This window comes from Shewanella sp. ANA-3 (assembly GCF_000203935.1).
Classification (GTDB): domain Bacteria; phylum Pseudomonadota; class Gammaproteobacteria; order Enterobacterales; family Shewanellaceae; genus Shewanella.
In genome coordinates this window covers 2,670,506-2,695,687 of record NC_008577.1, presented here as the reverse complement: position 1 = coordinate 2,695,687, position 25,182 = coordinate 2,670,506, and the positions used below count along the sequence as shown (strand labels likewise).

The 25,182-nt window shown below is 47.8% G+C and carries 20 protein-coding genes; 10 read left to right on the top strand and 10 right to left on the bottom strand.

Annotated features, from left to right (window positions below):
• Positions 1 to 175 precede the first annotated feature (175 nt).
• The 8 genes from SHEWANA3_RS11825 to rmuC form a co-directional block, all read right to left on the bottom strand.
• A complete protein-coding gene (locus tag SHEWANA3_RS11825) occupies positions 176 to 610 on the bottom strand; it encodes a hypothetical protein (protein WP_011717190.1) in 435 nt (144 codons plus the stop codon).
• A gap of 82 nt (positions 611 to 692) precedes the next feature.
• A complete protein-coding gene (locus SHEWANA3_RS11820) occupies positions 693 to 1,109 on the bottom strand; it encodes a hypothetical protein (RefSeq protein WP_041412650.1) in 417 nt (138 codons plus the stop codon).
• Between the two features lie 91 nt (positions 1,110 to 1,200).
• Positions 1,201 to 1,998 (bottom strand): hypothetical protein, encoded by a 798-nt coding sequence (locus SHEWANA3_RS11815; protein WP_041412649.1) that lies wholly within the window; start codon positions 1,996 to 1,998, stop codon positions 1,201 to 1,203.
• A 144-nt stretch (positions 1,999 to 2,142) separates the two neighbouring features.
• On the bottom strand, positions 2,143 to 2,595 hold the full coding sequence (locus SHEWANA3_RS11810) for a GNAT family N-acetyltransferase (protein ID WP_011717188.1): 453 nt from the start codon (positions 2,593 to 2,595) through the stop codon (positions 2,143 to 2,145).
• Between the two features lie 126 nt (positions 2,596 to 2,721).
• Positions 2,722 to 3,090, bottom strand: a complete 369-nt coding sequence (locus SHEWANA3_RS11805) for a ribonuclease E inhibitor RraB (RefSeq protein ID WP_011717187.1) — start codon at positions 3,088 to 3,090, stop codon at positions 2,722 to 2,724.
• Between the two features lie 820 nt (positions 3,091 to 3,910).
• Positions 3,911 to 4,612, bottom strand: coding sequence for an EAL domain-containing protein (locus tag SHEWANA3_RS11800; RefSeq protein WP_011717186.1), 702 nt, complete (start codon positions 4,610 to 4,612; stop codon positions 3,911 to 3,913).
• A gap of 214 nt (positions 4,613 to 4,826) precedes the next feature.
• Complete coding sequence (locus SHEWANA3_RS11795; protein WP_011717185.1) at positions 4,827 to 6,752, bottom strand: transglycosylase SLT domain-containing protein; 1,926 nt, start codon at positions 6,750 to 6,752, stop codon at positions 4,827 to 4,829.
• A gap of 93 nt (positions 6,753 to 6,845) precedes the next feature.
• Positions 6,846 to 8,411, bottom strand: a complete 1,566-nt coding sequence (gene rmuC / locus SHEWANA3_RS11790) for a DNA recombination protein RmuC (protein ID WP_011717184.1) — start codon at positions 8,409 to 8,411, stop codon at positions 6,846 to 6,848.
• A gap of 274 nt (positions 8,412 to 8,685) precedes the next feature.
• Between rmuC and msrP the strand changes: the two genes are divergently transcribed.
• Positions 8,686 to 9,720, top strand: coding sequence for a protein-methionine-sulfoxide reductase catalytic subunit MsrP (gene msrP / locus SHEWANA3_RS11785; protein WP_011717183.1), 1,035 nt, complete (start codon positions 8,686 to 8,688; stop codon positions 9,718 to 9,720).
• A gap of 111 nt (positions 9,721 to 9,831) precedes the next feature.
• A complete protein-coding gene (msrQ, locus tag SHEWANA3_RS11780; RefSeq protein WP_011717182.1) occupies positions 9,832 to 10,479 on the top strand; it encodes a protein-methionine-sulfoxide reductase heme-binding subunit MsrQ in 648 nt (215 codons plus the stop codon).
• A 91-nt stretch (positions 10,480 to 10,570) separates the two neighbouring features.
• On the opposite strand, the gene gloA is transcribed toward msrQ, so the two are convergent.
• On the bottom strand, positions 10,571 to 10,981 hold the full coding sequence (gloA, locus tag SHEWANA3_RS11775) for a lactoylglutathione lyase (RefSeq protein ID WP_011717181.1): 411 nt from the start codon (positions 10,979 to 10,981) through the stop codon (positions 10,571 to 10,573).
• 703 nt (positions 10,982 to 11,684) lie between these two features.
• Here gloA and SHEWANA3_RS11770 point away from each other — a divergent pair.
• From SHEWANA3_RS11770 to SHEWANA3_RS11735, 8 genes are all read left to right on the top strand, one after another.
• Complete coding sequence (locus tag SHEWANA3_RS11770) at positions 11,685 to 12,935, top strand: cation diffusion facilitator family transporter (protein ID WP_011717180.1); 1,251 nt, start codon at positions 11,685 to 11,687, stop codon at positions 12,933 to 12,935.
• Positions 12,935 to 13,396, top strand: a complete 462-nt coding sequence (locus tag SHEWANA3_RS11765) for a MarR family transcriptional regulator (RefSeq protein ID WP_011622868.1) — start codon at positions 12,935 to 12,937, stop codon at positions 13,394 to 13,396. Before SHEWANA3_RS11770 ends, SHEWANA3_RS11765 begins: the two co-directional genes overlap by 1 nt.
• A gap of 247 nt (positions 13,397 to 13,643) precedes the next feature.
• On the top strand, positions 13,644 to 15,737 hold the full coding sequence (locus tag SHEWANA3_RS11760) for a prolyl oligopeptidase family serine peptidase (protein ID WP_011717179.1): 2,094 nt from the start codon (positions 13,644 to 13,646) through the stop codon (positions 15,735 to 15,737).
• Between the two features lie 258 nt (positions 15,738 to 15,995).
• Positions 15,996 to 17,621: a phosphoethanolamine--lipid A transferase gene (locus tag SHEWANA3_RS11755; protein WP_011717178.1), complete on the top strand. Its 1,626-nt coding sequence runs from the start codon at positions 15,996 to 15,998 to the stop codon at positions 17,619 to 17,621.
• 155 nt (positions 17,622 to 17,776) lie between these two features.
• Positions 17,777 to 18,805 (top strand): GGDEF domain-containing protein, encoded by a 1,029-nt coding sequence (locus SHEWANA3_RS11750; RefSeq protein WP_011717177.1) that lies wholly within the window; start codon positions 17,777 to 17,779, stop codon positions 18,803 to 18,805.
• Positions 18,806 to 19,045: 240 nt separating this feature from the next.
• Complete coding sequence (locus SHEWANA3_RS11745; RefSeq protein ID WP_011717176.1) at positions 19,046 to 19,480, top strand: MarR family transcriptional regulator; 435 nt, start codon at positions 19,046 to 19,048, stop codon at positions 19,478 to 19,480.
• A gap of 57 nt (positions 19,481 to 19,537) precedes the next feature.
• Positions 19,538 to 20,593 (top strand): HlyD family secretion protein, encoded by a 1,056-nt coding sequence (locus tag SHEWANA3_RS11740; protein ID WP_011717175.1) that lies wholly within the window; start codon positions 19,538 to 19,540, stop codon positions 20,591 to 20,593.
• Complete coding sequence (locus tag SHEWANA3_RS11735; protein WP_011717174.1) at positions 20,590 to 22,170, top strand: DHA2 family efflux MFS transporter permease subunit; 1,581 nt, start codon at positions 20,590 to 20,592, stop codon at positions 22,168 to 22,170. Before SHEWANA3_RS11740 ends, SHEWANA3_RS11735 begins: the two co-directional genes overlap by 4 nt.
• 123 nt (positions 22,171 to 22,293) lie before the next feature.
• Here SHEWANA3_RS11735 and SHEWANA3_RS11730 read toward each other — a convergent pair whose 3' ends face one another.
• Positions 22,294 to 25,008: an acetate--CoA ligase family protein gene (locus SHEWANA3_RS11730; protein ID WP_011717173.1), complete on the bottom strand. Its 2,715-nt coding sequence runs from the start codon at positions 25,006 to 25,008 to the stop codon at positions 22,294 to 22,296.
• Between the last annotated feature and the right edge of the window lie 174 nt (positions 25,009 to 25,182).

The window sequence follows — 25,182 nt, the reverse complement described above, 5'->3', positions numbered from 1 at the left end:
CTTCCTAGCATCGGTGTCGCCTGTGGGTTTTAAAGAAAGACAGAACAACTTTGGAACAAAAATCAGTTAGGTTATTAACTCTAACTTATGAGTTTCGGATTACAATTTCTATGGAGTGATGCTTTAAACAGCGGAAAACGCTAGCGCAGCGAGTGGTTTTCCGCTGTTTAACTTGTTAGGCATTTGACTCACCAAGAAACTCAGAGATTAAATGCCATTTCTCCTCATATGCTTCGTAGTTGGGAATATCTTTGAGATTTACTTTGCCCCAGTCTTTGCTGCGTGGAGCAGACTCAATTACACCAACAGGAAAAACATAATACCTTGGTGGCAGAACTTCTTTTTTGCCATCTTTTGAACCGCGATTAAGCAAAACCACAACAACGAAATCACAGCCGAAGTTTTTGATGGGAAAGCCGCCAGCACCAGTGCGCCACCTACTTTTGACCTGAACCATGGCAGATTTATTTGATTCAGGATTTGTTGCAACCAAATCATAGCCCGGCATGTTCGTATACGTTTTATACGAGGCGATCTTGTGTAACAGAAGCTGGCCTAGAACCAAAAATTCAGCCCCCTCAGCTTCCAACCTTGTATCTAATCTTGGCATGTGACTCCTTGATGCTTAACGCCGCGCACAGGGGCCGACAATGGCGGTCCCAGCGACCAACGGGAGCGACTTCTGCGGTTTGTTAGGGCTCTTCATTGCCTCTTGACTCGATCGGCACTTGAAGGTCTTGGATTGTTAATTCCCCAACAGTTTTACCATTACCTACTTGAATAGAAAATGCTGTTTGTACAAAAAGATTTATGCCAAGCATAAAAACCAACGAGGGGATCACGTAATAGAATAAACTACCTACGTTTCCGGCTTTATGCTCTCTCCTGACTATGCTGTTGAAAGACTTTATATTTAAGGTGAACAAGTAGATCGAAAGAGCAAGCATTAAACCACCTGTTAAGTAGTTTACGTATATCATGAAGTGCACTGTCATGGGCTTGCTAAAGTAGTGCATAGCAACATAAAAAACGACACCACATAAAGCAAAGTTTCTTATGCTATCAAATATATCTTTTGCCTTCGCTTTATCATCATTCCATTGTGACATGGTACTTAGTACTCCATTGCCCTAACGATAAGCTGTGGGGCGCGTGACGCGCAGCGGCACAGCGTCCCACACGAGCGACTTGTTAGCCTTTTTAGAAAAGTGTTTTGGTAAATTTTTCAACGCCACTTATGAGCTCCTGAACCTCATCTTTGGTTGGCTCGCGATCTTTACTGTGATCACATAAATTTCGAATGTCACCAAGCCGCTGAATTTGGCGCCACGCAGGCGTATCTAGCACTTCTGCGCCTTTCAAAAGGTCATTAAAGTCACTAATCGTTGGATTTTTCTTTCTAGTTGTGATGTTATGGTTTTCTGCCACCTGGCCAAGGTGCTTTTCTAATACTACTCCGGCTACCGCACCTGCACCTCGGGAAAAACCGCTCTTTAGTAACTCTTGAGCCGCAGCAATTTCTGAATCAAACAAATCTGCCTGTACAAGTTGGCGGATATCGAATAGTGAACTCTCAAACCGAGATGAGACTGCTTTGACGATCGCTAGTTGCTGCTCTAAGTGAGGAATAGCCGCATCAGGTCCCACTACTTTCTCTTTCTCCCAGCCTCGTGTAACTCTCAAACCTTGAAGATAATCTTCAATTCGGTAGTTCTCGTAACTTATATCTTTTCTAGGCTTGGGCTTCTCATAATGGCGCGCAAAATCAGCTAGTCTGTCGGGAAGAAGCTGCTTTATTAAAGCCTTCGATTCCGAATACCAAGATTGATAGTCAGTGCCAAATTTCGGCAGTACCTTTTTAAGAGCGGCGAAATCCTTTCCATAGGCTTTCTCAACTGCCTCTGGATGGCAGTCATACTGCATGGCCAACAACAAAAGCTCCCCCGTTCTAGAAAGGGCCTTCAAATCTTTTTTGAATTTTTCCAAGTTGGCTTGCATGGTATCTCCATTACGACATTTGGCTAACGCCCGCCTAAGGGGCTGGCAACGCATTAACAATAAACTCAATCACAACAACCGTAACCACCGTGGCTCATTGGGACTGGAAACGCCGCTCGTTGACAGTCCCTCTTGAGGCGTTTGTTATGCCAATTTTACCCGTTGAGTGTAATGTTCAAAGGCTGTGACTTTCACATAACCTTCAGACTCATAAAGCGATTTAGCTTTTTCATTGGATACCGCTGTCGCCAGTTTGACTGTTATCGCGTCTGTGTTTTTGGCAAAAGCAGCAACTTTCTGTAGTAAAGCTCTGCCGACACCTTTTTTACGTGCATTCTCAGACACATACAGATCGTTTAAATACCACATCCTTTTCATCGCAACTGAGGAAAAGGAAGGATATAGCTGTGCAAAACCTAGAGGCTCATTATCTTCTGATAAGGCTAGAAAAATCACTGAGTCACCATTTTTCATGTGCATCTCGATAAAATTTCTAGCACCTTGAATATCACTTTCTTGCTCATAAAACTGACGATAGGCATCAAATAAGATCGCAATGTCATCTAAATTTGAAACACTCGCTTCAACCACTTTCATCTGAACTTCCTTGTTCATAATTGGCATAACGCCGCCATAAACGGATGCGGAAGCAACGCGTAGGCAGTCCGGTGGAGGCCGCGTTTTTTTGCGGCCGTAACGAATTTAATGGCCTTGTTAAAAGTTTTATTTGGCTACAGGGCCAATATCCATACCATCATATGAATCAAGGCCAAACTCATGAGCAAAAATATACAGTTCATCATTTCTTGCATCTAGAGTCTTGGGTGAGTGAGTCTCTATACGCTCAACATGCAACCAAAACATGTCAGGTTCATTCGGTTCTTCTTTATCGGATAGATATATATCCACAAAGGTATACCCTTTTGAAATCAATGCTTCTTTGGCTTCTTCAAGTTTCGTAGGTTCGTTGTGAGTAAAGAAATAACCCCACAGCATGTTACCCGAAATGTTCCAGTCAGTGTTTTCACGAATATTCGAAAACATTTCCTCAAGTTGATTTATGGAAATATTCTTTCCCGGTATTTCAGACATCCCTTTCTCTCCCGCATATAGAAAGCTTGAAAACGTAAATAATAGTACTGTAGCTATGAGTTTCATGGACTTTTAACATTTTATTCGTGCGCATGCGCGTTTACCTCGTTGGACCAGTAAAAACACGCATAGTTAACTATCTGTATGTAAAGAAGTTATCAGCTTTTTATAAAATACACCATCTGGAAAAACGCGCATGCGCGTTTTCCAAACCTATTAACTAAAATTCAGTTATTATATTCACCTGATTTTAAAGAGTTTTATTTATTGCGGATGGAATTAGTGCGCTCTGATTTTGTCTGAAAATCATACCAAAACACCTAAGTTTAAATACGACTGTATACCCATACGTTGTTAGCTGATTTCTGGTAAGGCCAAACATAGGCAAATAGATAAGAATTTGTATGGCAGCAGGAGTGGGAATTTTCGGTTGAGCTAACGAGCCGAAATACAGAATGGGGCAAAAAGCTTTTAGCCAATGAACAGTTCAATGATCGTAAAGATTGCTATTGTTGCAACTGTGACTGTTGGCGGCATGGCCGCTCTTTCACATCTGACCCATAGGGATATGGGAAATGCCACTATGATGTAGGGAACATCATAGGCCATGTGAACGCGGCATTCGTACATCCATGTACAGCAGATGTCGTCGTCGAGCCCTCAGGGATGCTTCTTGTGAAATAAAAGGGCGGCGTGTCACAGGGGAAACAATGACAATCCATATCTGCGCTAGGTGACATTAAATTTGAAGAATCTCAGAGTTACCAATGGCCATGAACATGATTAATTCTTCCATACCAGTATGTGACTGCATCCTTCCCTAACAAATTAACCTTTCACTTTGCTCGGGGCGGATAAACCAAGGTTTGAATAGAAATCCCTGTACTAGATCGATATTTAGCTCGCGGGCTAGCTGGAGTTGTGCCTCGGTTTCTATGCCTTCGAGGATGCATTGTTTGCCCGTGCGTTTGCCAAATTCAATCAGGGCGCTGAGCAGGGCGATACCATGGGGCGCGTCGATTAATTTAAGCCAGTAGCGGTCAAACTTGAGGTAGTCCACATTCATCATTAAATCGATGGAGAGCATGGAGTGAGGGGCGCCGATATCATCGAGCGCCACTTGAATATTGGCCGCTTTAAATTGATGGAACAAGCGATTAGCAAGTTCGGCATCACTCACGCAGGTGTTTTCAATGATTTCTACCGTTAATTGCGGATGCTGCGATAGCTGGTCGAGTAACTTTTGGGTATGCGCGCCATCCACCGCGTGGGGGTCCACATTCACAAATAATCGCTGCGCCTGAGGGGCGTGTTTGAGCTGAAAGGCTTTTGCCTGAAACTCGACCGCCGCCAGTTGTTCGCTGGCTTCGTGTAATTGCTCAAACACTAGATTCGGGGCGATGGCTTGACCCTGCTCAAGGTAAAAACGGGCGAGTGCTTCATAGCCATGAATGCGTTGAGTATGGGGACAGACAAAGGGCTGATATTCGCAACTTAAGGATAAACCGCTGAGATTGAGCATCGAGACTGGCGTGTTAAATGACTAATCGCTAATTATTCGCATTTAGTGGCCAAGAGTGCAAACAAGTTTACCTGGCTTGAGCGCGTTTGCCGATTAAACACTCATACGGTTAAACCTTGTGATAAAACGGCATCTTGATGTGGCCAAAAATAATCAAGGTGGCCAACGCCACCTTGATTACTGTTTGATAACTATCCCATTTCCGCCATGCGGCTTAGTAATGGAACTTAAGCTCAGCCTCATTAAATAAAGGCTGTGGCTTTTGTTTTTGCGCCTCGTAAATCAACCGATAACTTAACACGGCTTGCACATATTCACGGGTTTCGGTGAAGGGAATGGACTCGATAAAACTCATGGCATCGAGCTTTCCATTCGACTCCGCTAACCAGCGGCGAACCCTCGAGGGGCCAGCGTTATAGGCGGCGGTTGCTAACACGCGGTTTTGATTGAAATCCTTCAACAATTGTGCGTAATAGGCACTGCCTAAGTTTAAGTTCAGCTCGGCGCTGTAGAGATCCTTAGGATCGCTGTACTTAGCCCCGTGTTTCTTCGCGGTAGCCTTGGCTGTTGCGGGCATAATCTGCATTAAACCGCGGGCGCCGACACCTGAGGTCGCATAGAGGAAAAACGCACTTTCGCGGCGGCTAATGGCGCGGATTTCATCAATGTTGACCTTGTGCTTTTTACTGGCGTGTTCGAAGCCTGACTGATGTGCCATCGGGAAGCGCAGGGGAATATCATCCCAGAGCTTGCCTTGAATACTGGCTTCTACGCCAAAGTCATACCAGCCTTGATCGTGGGCATAACGACCATAGCGGGCGCGCATCTCATTATTGCTGCGCTTTAGTAGGGCGACCCATTCATAACGGGCATCGAAGTAACGATCCAGCGCCATCAACTCCAGTACGCGCACAAAGCCTAAATCGTCTTCGAGTTTTTGACTGGTCCCATCCACCACAGGCTCAGGGCTTTGATTTAAGGACACGGGCTTATTCAATAACTGCGATGCGGCAAAACCGTAAAAGTTGCGCTCATTACTGACAGCTGCTAACGCCTTAGTGGCGCTTTCGGGAGCGTGTTTCGCGTTAGTGCGATACAGCCAATACTGCCAGCGCTCTTTGGCTGCGCTTTCTGGCGATAATAAATCTAAGTAGCGCGCGATATGGGTGCTGTCCTGCTCGCGGATCGCCCAGCGTAAGCGGCGCTCGAACATATCATCGCTCTTCATCTCGGGCAGCAGGTTATCGGCCCAGTCTTTAAAATTATCATCCTGCTCAATCAACACGCGGCGTACTAGATACTTTTGCAGCTGTTGATCCTGAGCTGGAGTAAAGCGTTTCGCTTTTTGATACCGAGTATATAAATTAATGGCTTGGTCGAGATCCTTACGGGCAAGGCGTTTTAAGCCTGCGGCGACGATATCGCCAACGATAGGATTTTTGTCCTTAAATTTTTCGGTATGGCGCAGGCTATTGGGGTCTTTAAACACCGCCACTAAGCGTTTTGCCTCTGCGCTATGCACGGTGATTTTTTGCGATAGGTAACTCAGCAGGCTGGTTTGGCCCTCATCGAAGCTCAGTAACATCCGCGCCCAAATCACATCCTGAGTGCGCTTACCGGCTTTGGTCCAGGCATTGAAGAGGGGATCGCATTCCTTGGGACGGGAATCGCCATAGACCCAAAGTGACTGCGCCGCCGTGTAGGCGGTTTGGGTTTCGCCCTTGGCGAGTTTGGCCTCATAGAAATAACACTGCAGCCTGACATCGGTCGGCGCGTCTTGGGCGAGGCTCAAAAAGTCGTTCCAACGCTTTTGGCCGCCGGCATTTAATAAATATTTTGAACGCAGGCGCTGATACATAGGCGTGGTTTGATACTTATCTATCATGGCCTTAGCGTCGTTGCCGCGTAAATCGTTAAGCTTGCCAATGTCGATATCATGGTCGAGATAAATCGCCAGCGGATAATCGCCTAACTTAGCTCGCAGGGGCTTGTAGGTGGCATAGTCTTGTTTCTTTAGGGCTTTTTCAGCCTCAAGAAAGGTCTTCTGGGTAGAAGTTAACGCGAAAGCCGCAGAGGCATTAAATGCCCCTGCGATGATAATTGCGCTGGATAACACCATCTTTGTCAATGGGTTGCACATGCAGAACTTGCCTCCGGGCATCAAGGTTACAATCGACTTTTCCCTATCGATTCAGGATTATGAGTTATTGGCTTTTAAACTGCGTGTTTATCGTTATTGTTCGAGTGCGGTGGCATCCTCAGTATGGGTCAAAAGCGTATCGCGATGAGTTTGATTATCACCGCTGTCCTGCGCATCACTCTCGTCTAAGGCTTCGTTAAGCGCCTTCTCAAGTAACATCTTATCGAGTTGCTTGCTGGTATCAACACCTAGTTGCTGCATTAAATGTGCTTGACGCACTAAATTGCCTTTGCCCGATGACAATTTGTTCATGGCACTGTGATAGGTTTTTTCGGCGTTATCCAGAGCGCGGCCGAGTTTTTCCATATCGTCGAGGTAGCCACAGAGTTTGTCGTAGATCCGACCCGCCTGTTTGGCAATGGTTTGGGCGTGCTGGTTTTGATACTCGTAACGCCAGATATTATTGATTGTTCGCAGGGCAACCAAGAGGTTGGTTGGACTGACCAGCATAATATTTTGCTCGAGGGCAAAGTTAACAAGACTTGGATCATGCTCTAGGGCTAGTAAGAACGCGGGTTCAATCGGAATAAACATCAACACGTAATCTAAGCTTTTGAGCCCGTGTAAACGCTGATAATCCTTTTGACTCAAGCCCTTAATATGATTACGGATCGATAAAACATGCTCATTGATGGCCTGTTCACGCACCAGCGGATCTTCGCTATTAAAATAGCGCTCGTAGCTGATGAGCGACATCTTGGCATCGATAACCACGTCTTTATTTTCAGGCAAATGCACGATCACATCGGGTTTAAAGCGTTTGCCGCTGTCGTCCTTCAGATCCTGCTGGGTGTGATATTCGTGACCTTCGCGCAGGCCGCTTTCTTGCAGCACGCGGTCTAAAATCACTTCGCCCCAGTTGCCTTGCTGCTTGTTATCGCCCTTTAAGGCCTTGGTCAGGTTAATGGCATCCTGACTCATTTTTAAATTGAGCTCGCGCAGATGTTCTAATTGATGTTTGAGGGCGCTGCGCTCCGACTGCTCATGGTTGTAGGATTCGCGAATTTGCTGTCTAAAGCCTTCTAACTGTTGCTTCAACGGCCCGAGCACACCTTCTAACTGATTGGCGTTTTGATGCTTAAAGCTTTCGCTGCGCTCTTCGAAAATTCGATTGGCAAGGTTTTCAAACTGAGTTTGTAGGCGAACTTCGGCCATTTCTAAGGTGGCGATTTTTTCCTGCATGGCGGATTGCTGAGCATCGGCCTTGGCCTGAATAGTCTGTTGCATCGCATTGGATTTAGATAAGGCCAGTTGGAGCTCGAGTTGGCGGCGATGGCTGTCGGCGAGTTGCTGCTCAATACTCGGCAGGCGCTCGGCCATGGCTTCGGCTTTACCCAGTTGTTCTATCTTTTGCTCTAAGCGTTGTTGGCATTGGCGCAGTTGGTTATCTTTGTCGTCGACTAAAACTTGCTGCTGGGCGAGGGAGAGCTCGGCGTCTTCGTTTACTTGCCGCATTTCTTGCTCTAATTCGTCTTTAAACTGTTGCCAGCGTGAGCGGGTGAGACGTTGATTGAGTAGGGCACCGATTAACAGTCCTAAAAAGGCCACGGCGAGAAGACCGATGATCTGGGCGAGGGAAAAAGATTGAGAAAATGGCATCTTATTAGCACTCCTTTAGCTGTGGCGCCTAGGGTCGCATGCCCCAAAAAAGGCTTCAAGTGCTTTAATTAACAATCTGTTTAGGCGATGACTCAAATGAGCAAGACTTAGTCGCTTAAGTTGAGATACTGTGAGGGATGAAATTTTTTTGCTGTTATCTGTGTCTATATCCCTACAGCTTATCAACACAGGTAAATATACCTGAGGCTTTTTGGGCGAGCGCAGAGTGTGAGTCAGCGCCGGTACATAACATTTATTTTTGCAGAGGTGTCCATTGGCTAATCAATCACGTTTTACACCGGGTATTTTGAAAAAAGCGCGCTGGCATATCCAAGATAATCAAGTGACACCCGAGTCGGTGTTTAAGGCCCGCCGCCATATAGTCAAAGCCATGGGCCTTGGCGCGATTGGGGCCAGCATTCCGGGTTATGTGCAGGCGGGATTATTCGATCTGTTTGGCGAACAACCCAAAACCAGCTTTATCACTACGCCATTGACCTTTGAGGCCAATGTCCGCTTTGGTAAGGACGAAGTGCTGACACCCGTGGATAAGGTCACCACCCACAATAACTTTTACGAGTTTGGTACCAGCAAGCAGGATCCGTCTGATAACGCCCAGCAGTTTAAGGTCGACCCTTGGCAATTACGTATCGAAGGTGAAGTGGAGCGCCCGATGACGCTCGATTATCAAGATCTCACTAAGCTATTTCCTCTGGAAGAACGCATATACCGCCTGCGCTGCGTCGAAGCTTGGTCCATGGTGATCCCTTGGGTAGGCTTTCCACTCGCCGCTTTATTGAAAAAAGTCGGCGTGACCAGTAAAGGCAAGTATGTTGCCTTTGAAACCGCCTTCGATCCTGAGCAAATGCCGGGGCAAAAGAGCCGCTTAATGGGTGGCGGCATTCATTATCCCTATGTGGAAGGTCTAACCATTGCCGAGGCGATGAATGAGCTGACGCTGATGTCGGTCGGACTCTACGGAAAAACCTTGCCGCCGCAAAACGGCGCGCCTATCCGCTTAGTGGTACCTTGGAAATACGGTTTTAAGAGCATTAAATCCATCGTCCGCATTCGGGTGATGGACAAGCAGCCTCCCACCAGTTGGAATCAACTCGCGCCCCATGAGTATGGCTTTTATGCCAATGTGAATCCTGCGGTCGATCATCCCCGTTGGTCACAGGCGAGCGAGCGGCGCATTGGCGAGGGCGGTTTGTTTTCGGCAAAACGCATCGATACGCAGCCCTTTAATGGTTATGGCGAATTTGTCGCCTCGTTATATGAGGGGATGGATCTGAGGCAGTTTTATTAACTCACTTGGCGGCTGTTGTTTAGGCGCCATTGATTGCGCCTAGCGAACGAGCTGCAATATCTAGCGGCATACTGGTTAGTGCCTTGAAAGAGTCAAAAGAGTAGGAGTCCTATGTTCAATATCACGGCGGTAAGAGTCACGCCAAAACAGCTGCTCTGGGTAAAGTTAGTCTTTCATTTGATTGGGCTTATCCCGATTGCTTGGCTGATTTTTACTGTGCTGTCGGGCCGTGCGGGCGGCGACCCCGTGCAGCATATTATCCACTTTACTGGCATTGGCGCTTTAAATGCGTTGGCGGCTACGCTGCTGATTTCCCCCCTTGCTAAGGGATTAAAGTTAGGCTGGTTAATGCAGACACGCCGTTTAGTTGGCTTGTATGTGTTTGCCTATGCGACTTTGCATATAGTGGCGTTTTTTAGTTTAGATCTGCTGTTTGCCTGGGAGTTATTCTTCAGTGAAGTGGCGAAACGGCCTTATATTTTAGTCGGCGCACTGGCCTATGCGATAGTCACCGCGCTAGCACTGACGTCCTTTAAAGCCTTGATGCGTACAATGGGCCGCCGTTGGCAAACGCTGCACAATGGGGTGTATGTGGTGGCGATACTGGCGCCGATTCATTTTTATTGGTCGGTAAAATCCGAAATTATTGAACCGAGTCTGTATATCCTTGGCTTTAGTTTGTTGCTCGCGTGGCGTTTGCCCATTTGGCAGAAGAAGCGCAGCAGCCGTATCGCCATGGCCGCCGAGGGCAAGCGGTAATCCCTAGTATTGGCATTTATTTATGAGCAAAGAAAACGGCGTTTGCAGGGTATGCAAACGCCGTTTTATATCAGGCGGGAAGGTAATAGGCTTAACCTAAACCTTGGGTCGCCGATTTCATTTGAATAAATTCAATCTTATAACCGTCGGGGTCTTCCACAAAGGCGATTTCAGTGGTGCCACCAGCAACAGGGCCGGGTGCGCGAGTCACTTTACCACCCGCAGCGGCAATGGCTTCGCAGCGGGCATAAATGTCTTCATCACCGATGGCAATATGACCAAAGGCCGTGCCGAGATCGTATTTTTCCGTTCCCCAGTTGTAGGTCAACTCGATGACGGCCTGGCCCGTTGATTCTTCACCGAAACCCACGAAGGCGAGGGAATATTTGTACTCTGGGTTTTCTGAGGTGCGGAGCAGCTTCATACCCAGCACTTGAGTGTAAAAAGCGATACTGCGTTCTAAGTTACCGACGCGAAGCATGGTGTGTAACAGTTGTGACATAGGATTATCTCGGTCAATGAATTACGGCGGCAGTATATCAAAATTTGTCGTAAGTCATGCCGGAATGTTAATCGAATAAATGGATTGCCTAGTCTTGATTTCGATAATTGCGTGCGCTAGGGAAATTCTTGCTTTGTGAGCTACGTCACTTTGCTTGGCGGTGCGGTGTGAAAAGTGCACGATTATTTAGCTCTTGCTCACAAAATAACTATCTCAATATAGGCATTTATCTCAGCCTTGATAATAATGGGGTTATACCAACTAGGAGAGTGAATATGAACACCGAACTAAAAATGGCGCTAGGTACAACAGTTGTAATTGCTTTATTTTTCAGTGCATTCTTTGTATCCATGTTCTGATATTGCCTTCAAATCCCTTCCCATGCAGAGGCGCTTAAGTCGATTGATTTAAGCGCCTTTGTGTTATTTGCCTTATCGTTTTTATCGCTTACCCGTTTCGAGTTTATGCCTTGTCTATACGCACATTGTGAATGTGGGATGGTACTTTGCTGCGTTTAAATTTTGTGAGTCGTTGCAACACTTATGCAAATAGTTTGAAAAATGATTATTTTGATATTTATATATTTTGATTTTCAAACTAAACTGGCGACAGAAGTCATCAATCACCACAGCGGGTTTGCTCTTGCTGCATGAATTTACGCACTCATTTATGCAAGCTAGGGAAAATCGCTTAGGAAAAAATAATGAAAACAACATCTTCAACCGAGAAACCGATGCAGAGTACTGGGCTTGGGCATTCTGTCGCGCAGTGGCAACATTCCCATGGATTTTCTAACCAAAATACCGCTGGCGAAAAAAATACCCGTTATGTGTTGTATCTCACCGTGATTACCATGGTGGCCGAGATTGTGGCGGGGACCATTTATGGATCTATGGCCTTGCTGGCCGATGGTTGGCATATGGGTACCCACGCCGCCGCCTTTATGATCACCTTATTTGCCTATTCCTATGCCCGTAAGCATGCCAATGATCCGGCCTTTGCCTTTGGGACTGGTAAGGTGAGTGTGCTTGGCGGTTACACCAGTGCCATCGCTTTAGGCTTAGTGGCCTTAGTGATGTTAATTGAATCGGGCATGCGCTTGATTAATCCTGAGGATATTCACTTTAATGAAGCGATTTTTGTCGCCCTGATTGGCTTAAGCGTGAACGTATTAAGTGTGTTCCTGTTGAAGGATCATCACTCCCACGACCATGGACATTCACACGGCCACTCGCATGGACATTCGCACAGTCACTCTCACGGCCATGATCACGACGATGAAGATGATGACCATAAGGATCATCAAGATAATCATTGCTGCCATGGGAACGATCATCATGCTGCTGACCATGACCATGACCATGACCATGACCATGACCATGACCATGACCATGACCATGACCATGACCATGACCATGACCATGACCATGACCATGACCATGACGACCATTCACACAGCCAGGCACAGGGTCATTCTCATGGGCATTCACACGGGCATTCGGGCCATGATCACAATCTAAGGGCGGCTTATTTCCACGTATTAGCCGATGCGTTAACCTCAGTGCTGGCGATTGCGGCACTGTTGTTCGGTAAATATATGGGCTTAACTTGGCTCGATCCGATTATGGGGATTGTTGGCGCGATTATTATCAGCCGCTGGTCATGGGGTCTTATCCAACAGACCAGTCCGATTTTGTTGGACGGTGGGGTAAAAGCCTCGCTACAGTGCAAAGTGCGTGAGACGATCGAGGCAGTACCGGATCATCAAGTCGCCGATTTACATATTTGGCGCGTGAGTGCCGATCACCATGCTATGATGGTGTCCATTGTGTCTCACTCACCGAAAGAAGCCAGTTATTTTAATCAGTTACTGACTAAGTTCCCTGAGTTATCTCATATTACCATTGAGCTGCATACTTGCCGTCAACGTGAGTGTGTGGCTAAGGAAGCCTAATGACAGTTGCACACCCGCATGATGCTTTATCAGCCGCGTCCGCCCATTCTACGGATCAGGCCCTGAACCATGTGATTATTGAGTTTTATGAAAAATTATCATCGTGGGAGCATGCTATTGTGCGCGATAAGGGTTTTAGCTTATCGCAGGTACACACAATAGAGTTGTTGGGTGTGCACGGCGCGATGCGAATGAAGGAACTGGCCGACAAAATCGGCGTGACCACAGGCACGCTCACGGTACAAATCGATAAAATGGTCGAATCCCAGTGGGTGATGCGTCGTCCCCATGAGAGTGACAGACGCTCGATTCTGGTCGAGCTCACCGAGAAAGGTCAGGCGCTGTTCCTTGAGCATGATGCGCTGCATTTGCAATTAACGACCGATCTCACCGCTAAGATGAGTGCAGAGGAGCGAAGCTTACTGCTGAGTTTGCTGACGCGGATGAACCAAGAGTTTTAATGGCAGAGTTAACTCGCTATTGAGTATTCACTAAAGCGCCCCATTGGGCGCTTTTTTATGGCATAACATCTCGAATATTTTCGATTCATTCTCGATTAATCATTCGTGATTACAATATCTTACCTTTTGTTACATTCTTGTTGTATTAAAGGTTGAACTGGAGGTCAATTAAGGTAATGTAGGGCAGAAATCAAGATGGACTCAATTTAAGGGCTCTGTTCAAGGACTCTGTCTAAAAAGGAATAACATGAATCGTAAATTACTGCCTTGGTGCATTGCAGGGGTACTCACTATGAGTGGTCAACTCCACGCCGAAGAAGACAAATATATTTGGCTCGAAGAGGTTGAAGGCGCAAAGCCGATGGAGTGGGTTAAGGCCCAAAATGCTACTTCTGCCGCCGAAATAAAAGCCTTCAAAGGGTTCGATACTTTAGTTGCCAACAGCCTCGCTATCCTCAATGACAAAGAGCGTATTCCTTACGCCACCCATATTGGCGATAAGCTGTATAACTTTTGGAAGGACGATACCCATGTGCGCGGGATTTACCGTCGCACCACCATGGAAGAATACGCCAAGGCGGATCCAAAGTGGGAAACCGTGCTCGATGTCGATGCCTTAGGTAAAACCGAAGCGGTCAACTGGGTGTTCAAAGGCATTGATTGCCAGTATCCACAGAATCAGCGCTGTTTTGTGTCCTTATCCCGTGGCGGCGCCGATGCGGTCGAAGTGCGTGAATTTGATTTAAGCACCAAAGACTTTGTGCCCGCGAAAGATAAACCTTTCTTCTTAAAAGAAGCGAAATCTAGCCTTAGTTGGATTGATACCGATCAGGCCTTTGTCGGTACCGATTTTGGCGATGACCAAAGCATGACGGACTCGGGTTATCCCCGCGTAGTGAAGTTATGGCAACGTGGTACGCCGCTTGAGCAAGCGAAAACCATTTTCAGTGGCGACAAAACTTCGGTCGCGGTATCGGGTTGGGTGATGTTTGACGACAAAACTCCGCTGAGCCTAGTTACTGAGGCGCATACCTTTTACACCGCCACTCAATATGTTTACCAAGACGGCAAACTGACTAAGCTGCCGCTCCCGCAAGATGCCGAGATCAAAGGCTATTTCCAAGGCAAATTGTTTATTGAGCTCAAGAGTGAGTTAGCAACCCCTGCGACGACATTCAGCCAAGGCGCCGTGGTGTATGCCAATGTGGCGGATTTAATCGCCCAAAAAGCATCCTTTACTGAATTTGTCAGCCCAACGCCGACCGCATCAATCGCCCAGTTAAGTTTCAGTAAGAGCGCGATTTTTGTAAATTGGCTCGATAACGTGAAGAGTAAACTGGTTCGCTACGAGCAAGACGCGAAGGGCGCATGGCAAAGCACGCCCGTCCCCTTTGAGGCCAATGGCGCGCTAACCGTGATGGATATGGAGCGCGACAGTGATGATTTCTTTGTTAATTACACGAGCTTTCTTGAGCCATCGACCCTGTATACCGTCAATGCTAAGGCGCTAAAACCGCAAAAAATTAAAGGTATGCCTCAGCAATTTGCAGCGGATAAATTTAAAACTGAGCAGTATTTTGCAACCTCAAAGGATGGCACCAAAGTGCCGTATTTTGTGGTGATGGCAAAGGATCTTAAGCTCGATGGCAGCAATCCCACTCTGCTCTATGGTTATGGTGGTTTTGAAGTGTCACTGCGCCCAGCCTATTCGGCAACCATTGGTAAAAACTGGTTAGAGCAGGGCGGCGTGTATGTGCTGGCCAATATCCGTGGTGGCGGCGAGTACGGCCCTGCGTGGCATCAAGCGGCACTTAAGCAGAATCGTCATAAGGCCTATGAGGACTTTGAGGCTATCGCCGAGGATTTAATCGCCCGTAAAATTACCTCGAGCAAGCATTTAGGCATTCAAGGTGGCAGTAATGGTGGTTTGCTGATGGGCGCCGCTTTTACCCGTCGTCCCGATCTCTACAATGCAGTGGTCTGCCAAGTGCCTTTACTCGACATGTACCGCTTCAATAAGTTACTGGCCGGCGCAAGTTGGATGGGGGAATACGGTAATCCCGATGTTCCTGAAGAATGGGCCTACATTAAAACCTATTCGCCATACCATAATCTGCACAAGGACACCCACTATCCTAAGGTGTTCTTCACTACCTCAACCCGTGATGACAGGGTACACCCAGGCCATGCGCGTAAGATGGTAGCCAAGATGAAGGACATGGGCATCGATGTGCTTTACTATGAAAATATCGAAGGTGGACACGCAGGCGCTGCAGATAATAATCAAGCTGCGGAACTAAATTCGATGGCGTTTGCCTACTTATTACAGCAGTTAAAATAATCGTGATGCGTGACAGAAAATATTAACAATTCGCGATTAATACCGAGCAAGTCCCTATAGGTTGGGGAGCAAAAAACGGTCGAATGCCTTGAGGTTCGGCCGTTTTTTTAATCCGTATTTTAACTTGTTAATAATATTACTCATTTTATTGAGTAGGCCAAGTTCAGTTGCTAAGATGACATTCATTTTTAGGCATAAGATTCCCTTAAGAAAACTAAGCTAGTTTCGGCCCACTATTTATTTAAGAGAGCATTACCAGTGCTGACGAGATTTAAAACTCTAACCGTGAACCGCTTCACCTTTATCACCGCATTATTTTACGTTTGCGTTTTTAATATCCCACTCTTTGAAGTCATCAAGAAAGGCATTGAAAAACAGCCCGATGTGGATCCGATTTTTATCGCATCCATGCCGCTGTTTTTAACCTTTGCACTGAGTTTTGTGTTTTCACTGTTTACGGTGAAATACCTAGTAAAACCCTTTTTCATCATTCTCACGCTGCTGTCATCGAGCGTGTTTTTTGCGGCGCTCAAATACAATGTCGTGTTCGACTACGGCATGATTGAAAACACCTTTCAAACCAACAGCGCCGAAGCCTTGATGTATGTGAACTTTGCTTCCATCCTCAACATGCTGCTCACGGGGATTTTACCCGCCTATTTGATTTACAAAGCCAATATCCAATACAAGCCATTTTTTAAAGAGTTGCTGCATAAAGTCTTGTTTATGCTGGCGATGTTGGCAGGGCTTGGGATTATCGCCTTCTTCTATTTCCAAGATTACGCCGCCTTTGGCCGCAATAACGATGAGATCAAGCGTTATATTGTGCCGACCTATTTTATTGGCGCGGCCGCTAAGTACATCAATGTGCACTATTTGCAAACGCCGATTGAATACCAACAACTGGGTTTGGATGCCAAAAATGTTACAACCAATGCCAACGGTAAACCTAACCTGTTAGTGCTGGTGGTGGGCGAGACTGCTCGTTCAATGAACTATCAATACTATGGTTATGATAAACCGACCAACGCTTACACAGAGGGCCAAGGCTTGGTCGCCTTTAAAGATACCCATTCCTGCGGCACGGCCACTGCGGTCTCGCTACCTTGCATGTTCTCGCGGATGGGACGTGAGGATTACGATTCTCGCCGCGCCTATGCCCAAGACACGGCCATCGATGTGTTAAATCACGGCGGGATTAAAGTGCAGTGGTTTGATAATGACTCGGGTTGTAAAGGGGTGTGCGATCAGGTTGAAAACATCACCATTGACTTGAATAGCGATCCAGAACTCTGCTCGGGACAATATTGTTTCGACCAAGTGCTGCTCAATAAACTCGACGAAGCCTTAGCCAATGCGGAGCAGAAAGACACTGTGATAGCCCTGCATGTGATTGGCAGCCATGGGCCGACGTACTTCCTACGCTATCCGCCAGAACACCGTAAATTTACGCCGGATTGCCCGCGTAGCGACATTCAAAACTGCAGCGCCGAAGAGCTGATGAACACCTATGACAACACGATTTTGTATACCGATTACATTATCAGTGAAGTGGTCAATAAGCTTAAACAGCAACAGACTAAGTTTGATACCGCCATGTTCTATGTGTCGGATCACGGCGAATCTCTGGGTGAGAAAGGCATGTATTTGCATGGCGCGCCGTACGGTATTGCGCCGATTGAACAGACCAGTATTCCTATGCTGGCCTGGGTGTCGGAGGATTTCAGCCAAGACAACCATTTGAATATGGCGTGTTTAGCCAAAGAGGCCGAGAAGGGCGGCTTCTCCCACGACAATCTGTTCGACAGTCTGCTGGGATTAATGAATGTTCAGACCCAAGTGTATCAATCTAAGTTAGATATTTTTGCTCGCTGCCGCGGTTAAGTTCAGCGTGCAGGTGAATACATAAAGGAGGATGGCAACATCCTCCTTTATTTTTTTGCGCCTTATCATAATAATTATTGTGTCCCGTATCCAAATCGAAGCAGTTGAGTTAACTTAAGTTATACAAAAAAGTAACAACATTAGGTGCGCGACTCATGTCATCTCCTGCTGCCACTAAAGAGCTCGATTCAGCGGCGCAAATTTTGCGTTTGGCCGTGCCACAAATGTCGGCGCTCGATATTCCGGTCACCCCAGAGAATTACACGGTTTGGTATGAGTATTTTGCCCAGACGAATCTCGATTTAAATCGCGCTATCGATGGCTTTCTGGCGAATAAAGTGGTGTTCACTAAGGAGGTGAATACCAGTCTGTACAAGAATTTTATTCAAGAGAAATCCCCCGAAGTCATCGAGAACGTTCAAATCGAAACTCAAATATTGATCAACTCGCTGATCAGTAAAATCACTCAGTTAAATCAGGGAACGGAGGCATTTTCAAGCACTCTGGCGGACTTTGGCCTACAGCTTCAGACTAAGCCGGATGTGTGCACGCTCAATCAGTTAGTGGATGGGGTGATTGATGAAATGCAAAGTTTACTCGTCAATAACCAAACCATGGAGCAGAGCCTGAGCGCCATGGGGCAAGAGGTACAAAACTTAAAGACCGAAATGGAAAATTTAAGTTTGGCGGCGATGACGGACCAATTAACCTCATTACATAACCGCCGCGCCTACGAAATTGCGATTCAAGATCATATCCACCGCGCCGAGCAGCAACATACCCGTTGCAGCTTATTACTCATTGATATTGACCGCTTTAAAGTGTTTAACGACAACTATGGCCATCAAGTGGGGGATAAGGTGTTAGCCTATGTGGCGCTCGCCCTCAAACAATGTGTGCGGGGGGATGACTTTGTCGCCCGCTATGGCGGCGAAGAATTTGTGGTGCTGTTGCCCAATACCCATTTCCACGATGCGTTGCAAGTGGCCGAAACCCTAAGGGAGCGGATTTCTGAGCGGCGCTTAGCCATAGGTAAAGATAAAAAACTCTCCTTGGGCGCCATCACTGTGTCTATCGGTTTAGCGTCTTTGCAGGAAGGTGATGATGCCGATACCTTGTTTAGCCGAGCGGATAAAGCCCTGTATGAAGCCAAATCCGATGGGCGCAATTGTGTCCGTGGTTGAGAGTTACCGCAAAGCGTCAGGTCATACACGCTCTTAACTTATTCCTGTGCCTTTAAGTGCTTTGAGTCAGATAGTCGTTGGAATCACTCGATGAACAAAGATTAATGCTCTATTTGATCAATAGCTTAACCCTTTACTCCGTCTGACTTTGCATTTTGTTGCCTTTGTTGATTGTGCTGGCAATTGCTTTACATTCGATGTCATCCATATAATAAGCAATGCTTACTATGTGGATGGCTTATGAAAACCTCATCAAATACCCTAGGCGCACTCTTAAGTGATATTACCCGCATGATGCGCCGTGTGTTCCAAGAAACCTACAGGCCCACGGCGGATTGCTCACTGACGTTATCGCAGGCAAGAGCCTTATTGCATATCGCCCGTAATGAAGGCCTTAAGCAGATTGAGCTGGCGGATCGCCTCGAAATTAAACCTATCACGGCCGCGAGATTAATCGATGTGCTGTGTGATGCTGGGCTGGTTGAACGCAGACCCGATGCCAAAGACAGACGCGCTTTTCAGTTATTTTTGACGGAGGCGGCCGCGCCCCATTTAGCCGAAATTGAACGTGCCGTGACCATAGTGTACACCCAAGCCTTTAAAGGATTCGATGAAGCCGAGTCAGAGACTGTTATCCGGCTGTTATCGCAAATCCATAAAAATTTTTCAGCTTAATCAAAGCAGATAAACCCATCCCCGTGATAGACATTTAGTGAAGTTGGAGTTGTTGTAATGAGTGACGCAAATCCTCAAGCACCTAAAGCGAATACGCGTAAAAAGCGCGGCATATTACTGATTGTGGTGCCGCTGTTATCCGTGCTGGCCATAGGTGCGGTTTACCTGCATGGCGGCCGTTATATGGAAACCGATAACGCCTATGTAAAGGCGGATAAAGTGCCCGTAAGCGCGCAAGTGGCTGGGAATGTCGACAGCTTGTATGTGGTTGAAAACCAAAGGGTTGAGAAGGGGAAAGTGTTGTTTCGCCTCGACGATGCCATGTTTAAGGTGATGGTCGATAAGGCGAGTGCCAAATTGGCACAGGTCAAGACGGATTTAGCGGTACTCAAGGCGAGTTACCATGAGAAGCAAGCCGAAATCACTCTGGCAGAGACCAAGTTAGCCTTTGCGGAGAAAGAGCAAAAGCGGCAGGAGAATTTGATCGGTAAACACTTTGTGTCTGAATCTCAGCTTGAAGATGCAAGGCAAAATACCGATATTGCGCGGCAGAATATTCAGACCCTGCAAAAAGACTTACACCGCATCGCCGAAAGCTTAGGCGGCAGCCCCGATTTTCCGATTGAACAACATCCCAGCTATTTAGAAGCCTTAGCCCAATTAAATGAAGCCAAGCTTGATTTAAGCCGCGTGGAGATTAAAGCCCCAGTATCAGGCGTCGTCAGCCAACTGCCAAAGCTAGGACAATATGTGAATGTTGGCGCCATTGCCCTCGCGCTGGTAGCCGATCATGCCCTCTGGATTGAGGCGAACTTCACCGAAACCGATTTAACCCACGTCAAACCCGGGCAAAAGGTCAATATCCATATCGATACCTTTCCCGATAATCACTGGCAAGGTACGGTCGAGAGTTTAAGTCCCGCAACGGGTGCAGAGTTCTCGCTGATCCCCGCGCAAAATGCAACCGGCAACTGGGTGAAAATCGCCCAGCGCGTTCCGGTGCGAATTGCCATTGATACCGCGCTGCCCGAGGCGCCGCTGCGCGCCGGATTAAGCGCCGTGGTGGATATCGATACTGAATATCAACGTCAGTTGTTGGGTTTTAGTCTGTGAGTCAGCAAGTGATGGCAGGGCAAGACCATGCCCAAGCTGAGGCCGTTAACGCGAGCGGTGCTTTGCAAACCGATACCAAAAAGCACGAGCAACATCTTGGGTTTATCACGCTTTCGGTGATGCTAGCGACCATTATGCAGGCGCTGGATACAACGATTGCCAACGTGGCCTTGCCCCATATGCAGGGCAGCATGGGGGCGACTCAGGATCAGATCTCTTGGGTGTTAACCTCCTATATTGTGGCCGCGGCGATTTTTATGCCGCTGACGGGTTTTTTAACCGCCAGGATTGGGCGTAAACGGGTATTTATGTGGGCAGTGGTGGGCTTTACGATTGCCTCTATGCTGTGCGGTGCGGCGCAAAACCTTGAGCAAATTGTGTTATTTCGCTTATTGCAAGGGGTGTTTGGTGCCAGTTTAGTGCCTTTATCCCAATCGGTATTACTCGACAGTTACCCGCCAGAGCGCCATGGTTCGGCCATGGCCCTTTGGGGTGTTGGTGTGATGGTCGGGCCGATTTTGGGACCATCCCTCGGTGGTTGGTTAACTGAGTATTACAACTGGCGCTGGGTGTTCTATATCAACCTGCCTTTTGGGCTATTGGCTTGGTTTGGTCTTGCCGCCTATGTGAAAGAAACGCCGCTGGACCATAGCCGCAAGTTCGATTTACTCGGTTTTGCCATGTTGAGTCTGGCCATTGGCGCCCTGCAAATGTTGCTCGATAGGGGAGAATCCCTCGATTGGTTTTCCAGTCGTGAAATCGTTATCGAAGCCATAATTGCTGGCATGGCGTTTTATCTGTTTATTGCCCATATCTTTACCCATAAACATCCCTTTATTGAGCCTGGGCTGTTTAAGGACAGAAACTTCAGTGTCGGGCTTATCTTCATTTTTATCATCGGGATTATTCTGCTGGCGACCATGGCCTTATTGCCGCCTTTTATGCAGACCCTGTTAGGTTATCCTGTGATTGATGTGGGTTACTTGCTGGCGCCAAGGGGCGTCGGCACTATGATCGCCATGATGACTGTGGGTAAGCTCGCCGGCAAAGTGGATGTACGTTACCAAATCTTTTTAGGTTTGATGCTCACCATTTTGTCCCTATGGGAGATGACGGGCTTTAACACCAATATTACCGGCTGGGATATAGTGCGAACTGGGGTTATCCAAGGCCTTGGCTTGGGCTTTATCTTTGTGCCACTCTCGACCATTACCTTTGCAACCTTAGCGGCAAAATACCGTAATGAGGGGACTGCGCTCTTTAGTCTGATGCGAAATATCGGCAGCAGTATAGGGATCTCCGTGGTGATCACCTATCTTGCCCAGCACACACAGATGAATCATGCGGCGTTTGCCGATTACATTCATCCCTTTAGTTTTGCGCTCAAGCACGCCGTTGATCTTCATGCCGTTGATTTATCGACGACACAGGGCATAGCCTTACTCAATGCCGAAGTGAATCGTCAGGCGGCGACCTTGGCCTATTTGCAGGACTTTAGGTTAATGATGTGGGTGACGTTATCCGCCGTGCCCTTAGTGTTTCTGCTTAAAGGCGTGCATAAAAAACCAAAGCCATAGGACGAGTATTCGTCGGAGTTGAGGGCATCACGCTAGCGATAAATGCATGATAAATAGAAAAACGCCGCATCTTTTGAGTGCGGCGTTTTTTATTGTGTCCAGCGGGGCGAAGTTTGCTTCGCGCTATTGACTCTTATTGGCGTTGGGCGCCTTAAGATCCATATGCATTTTGATCAAATGTTCTTCCATATCGAAGGTAACCTTAAAGCCTAAGCTCTTGGCAAGGCTTGCCATATTGCGGTTTTCAAACATGGTAAAGCCCGTTAGCACTGGGGTGTCATTGGCTTGATAGTATTTAATCAATTTTTCGAGCAGTAATTTACCCAGCCCAATACCTTGGTGATCGCCCCGTACCGCCATGGCAAATTCGGCTTCGGTATTGTCGGGATCGATGGAGGCCCTGACCGCACCTAGGGTGATGTCATCACCGTCCGGTCCCTTGGCGGTGGCGATAAACGCCATTTCGCGGGCATAGTCGATTTGGGTCAGTACCGCCATTTCCTCGTGGGTCATCTTAGAGCGCACGCCAAAGTAGCGTTTGTACCTGTCTTCATCGGAGAGGGAATTATCAAAGGCCAAATGCTTGGGCTCATCCTCGGGCAGGATCGGACGCAGCATGACCTTAAGACCATTTTTAAGCTCGGCAAACTCCTCTAATTCCTTGGGATAGGGCATGATGGCAAGACGCGAGGTGTTATCGGTATTGGCATCGTGCAGACGGATATTCACATCGAGCAGGGTGATGTTTTCTCCCGCCGCCAGCACAGGGTTAAGATCTAACGATGCTATTTCTGGGCAGTCAATGATGATGTGGGAAATTTGCGTCAGCATCACGCATAGGGCGTTCATATCCAGCCCCAGTGGTAAATGCCTGTCCTTTAATTTATGGGTCTTTAAGGCTTGGATCACCATGTAACGGGCCAGCGCCATATTGAGTGGCGGCAAGGCGACCGCAGCATCTTGAGTCGGATCCCACTCCGAGCCGCCTTCACCTAAACAGATGGCCGGACCGAAGACGGGATCGCTAATCACGGCGACCCGAATTTCCTGCGCGCCTGCGGTCAAGGCCATCTTCTGCACTATCATGCCCTCGATAATCGCGTCGGGATTGGCCTGATGTACCCGCTGGGTGATTGCGTTGGCGGCATGGCGAATATCTTCCGCCGAGGTGAGGTTAAGCATGACGCCGTGGACATCGGATTTATGCAAAATATTCGGCGATTGCACCTTGAGCGCGAGGGGATAACCCGCCTCATTGGCAATAGCGACGGCCTCATCGGCATCTTTGACAAACCAAGTGTCGATAGTATTGAGGCCATAGGCGCGTAAAATCGGGCTGGCCTCGTGGGTTTCGAGTACCGCTTTGCCCTTGGCCTGTGCCGCTTGCAGCAGTTTTCGCGCCGTTTGGCTATCGGTCGGAATATTGTCGGGGATCGACTGCGGCACTTCCTGCAACAGTTTTTGGTTACGGCGATATTCCACCATATGCATAAAGGCGCCGACTGCACCTTCGGGGGTGCGATAGGTGGAGATGCCGCCCTTGGTAAAGCGTTTGCGGGCTTGATAGGCCGAGTCTTCACCGCTCCAGTTGGTGAGGATATTTAAGCGGTTTTTCTTCGGATGCGCGTGGATCACTTTAATTAAGGCATCGGCAATCTCGACACTTTCACCAAGGGCGGACGGCGAATGCAGCACCAAAATGGCGTCTAATTCTTCACAATCCATCAGGATATTGAGTGCGCTGGCGTAACGGCTGGCGTTGGCATCGCCGATAATGTCGACGGGGTTTTGTTTCGACCACGTATTGGGCAACACGGCATCGAGTTTGGCGATGGTCTCTTGGGATAATTCCGCCAGTTTACCGCCGCGCAGAATAAGTTCATCGACGGCCAATACCGCTGGGCCGCCACCATTACTGATAATCCCTAATCGCTCGCCCTGCAATGGATTAGAGTGGGCGAGGCTTTCTACCGCGGCAAAAAGTTCAATTAAATCATTTACCCGCAGCATACCTGCGCGCCTAAAGGCGGCTTCGTACACGGCATCGTTACCGCCAATGCCACCCGTATGCAACTTGGCAGCCCGCACTCCTTCGGCGCTGCGACCGGATTTAATCACTAATATGGGCTTATTGCGGGAGGCTGCGCGGGCGGCAGAGAGAAAATGGCGTTTCTCATTGACAGAGTCGATATACAACATGATGGCACTAGTACGGCTATCACGGCCGAGGAAATCGAGCAATTCATCGAAGTTAATATCGGTGGCATCCCCAAGGGAGATAAAGGATGAAAAGCCAATACCTTTGTTGTTGGCCCAATCCAGTACCGTGGTACAAATCGCCGCAGACTGCGACACAAAAGCAATTTTGCCGGGCAGGGCGCTGGCGTGGGCCAAACTGGCATTGAGCCCTAACGGCGGTAACAACATCCCCAAACTATTGGGGCCAAGAATGCGCATGCCGTAGCGTTTTGCATGTTGCATGGCCAAGTTGAGCAGGCTGACACCTTCTTCATTCATCTCCTGCGCCATGCCGGAGGCCATGATAATCGCCACCTTACAGCCGAATTGCGCCAGGGTTTCGACGATGGCGGGCACGCGACTGGCGCGGGTACAGATGACTGCCAGATCGGGCTTTATCGGCAAGGCTTCAATATTGGGATAGGCAAGCACACCCATCACGGCGCGGTATTTTGGCGTCACGGGCATGATGGGGCCAGAAAATCCGCTCGAGAGCAGGTTTTTCATCAGCACATTACCGGCGCGTTTCTCACTATTGGAGGCGCCAATAATGGCTACGGATGTGGGTTTAAATAAGGAGTGTAATGTACGTTGACTCATAAATGATCCCATCCCAGTCGAAGACAACGCCAGTGTAACCTAGGCTTTGCAGGCTGCACAGCTAAGTTTATGTATCCACTAGACAAGTCTATGAGTTAATCAGCCATTCGCCTGATAAAAAAGCCGTTCTACTGATTTAGTTGGCGCCAAATCACTATTCGTACAATTTTTGCG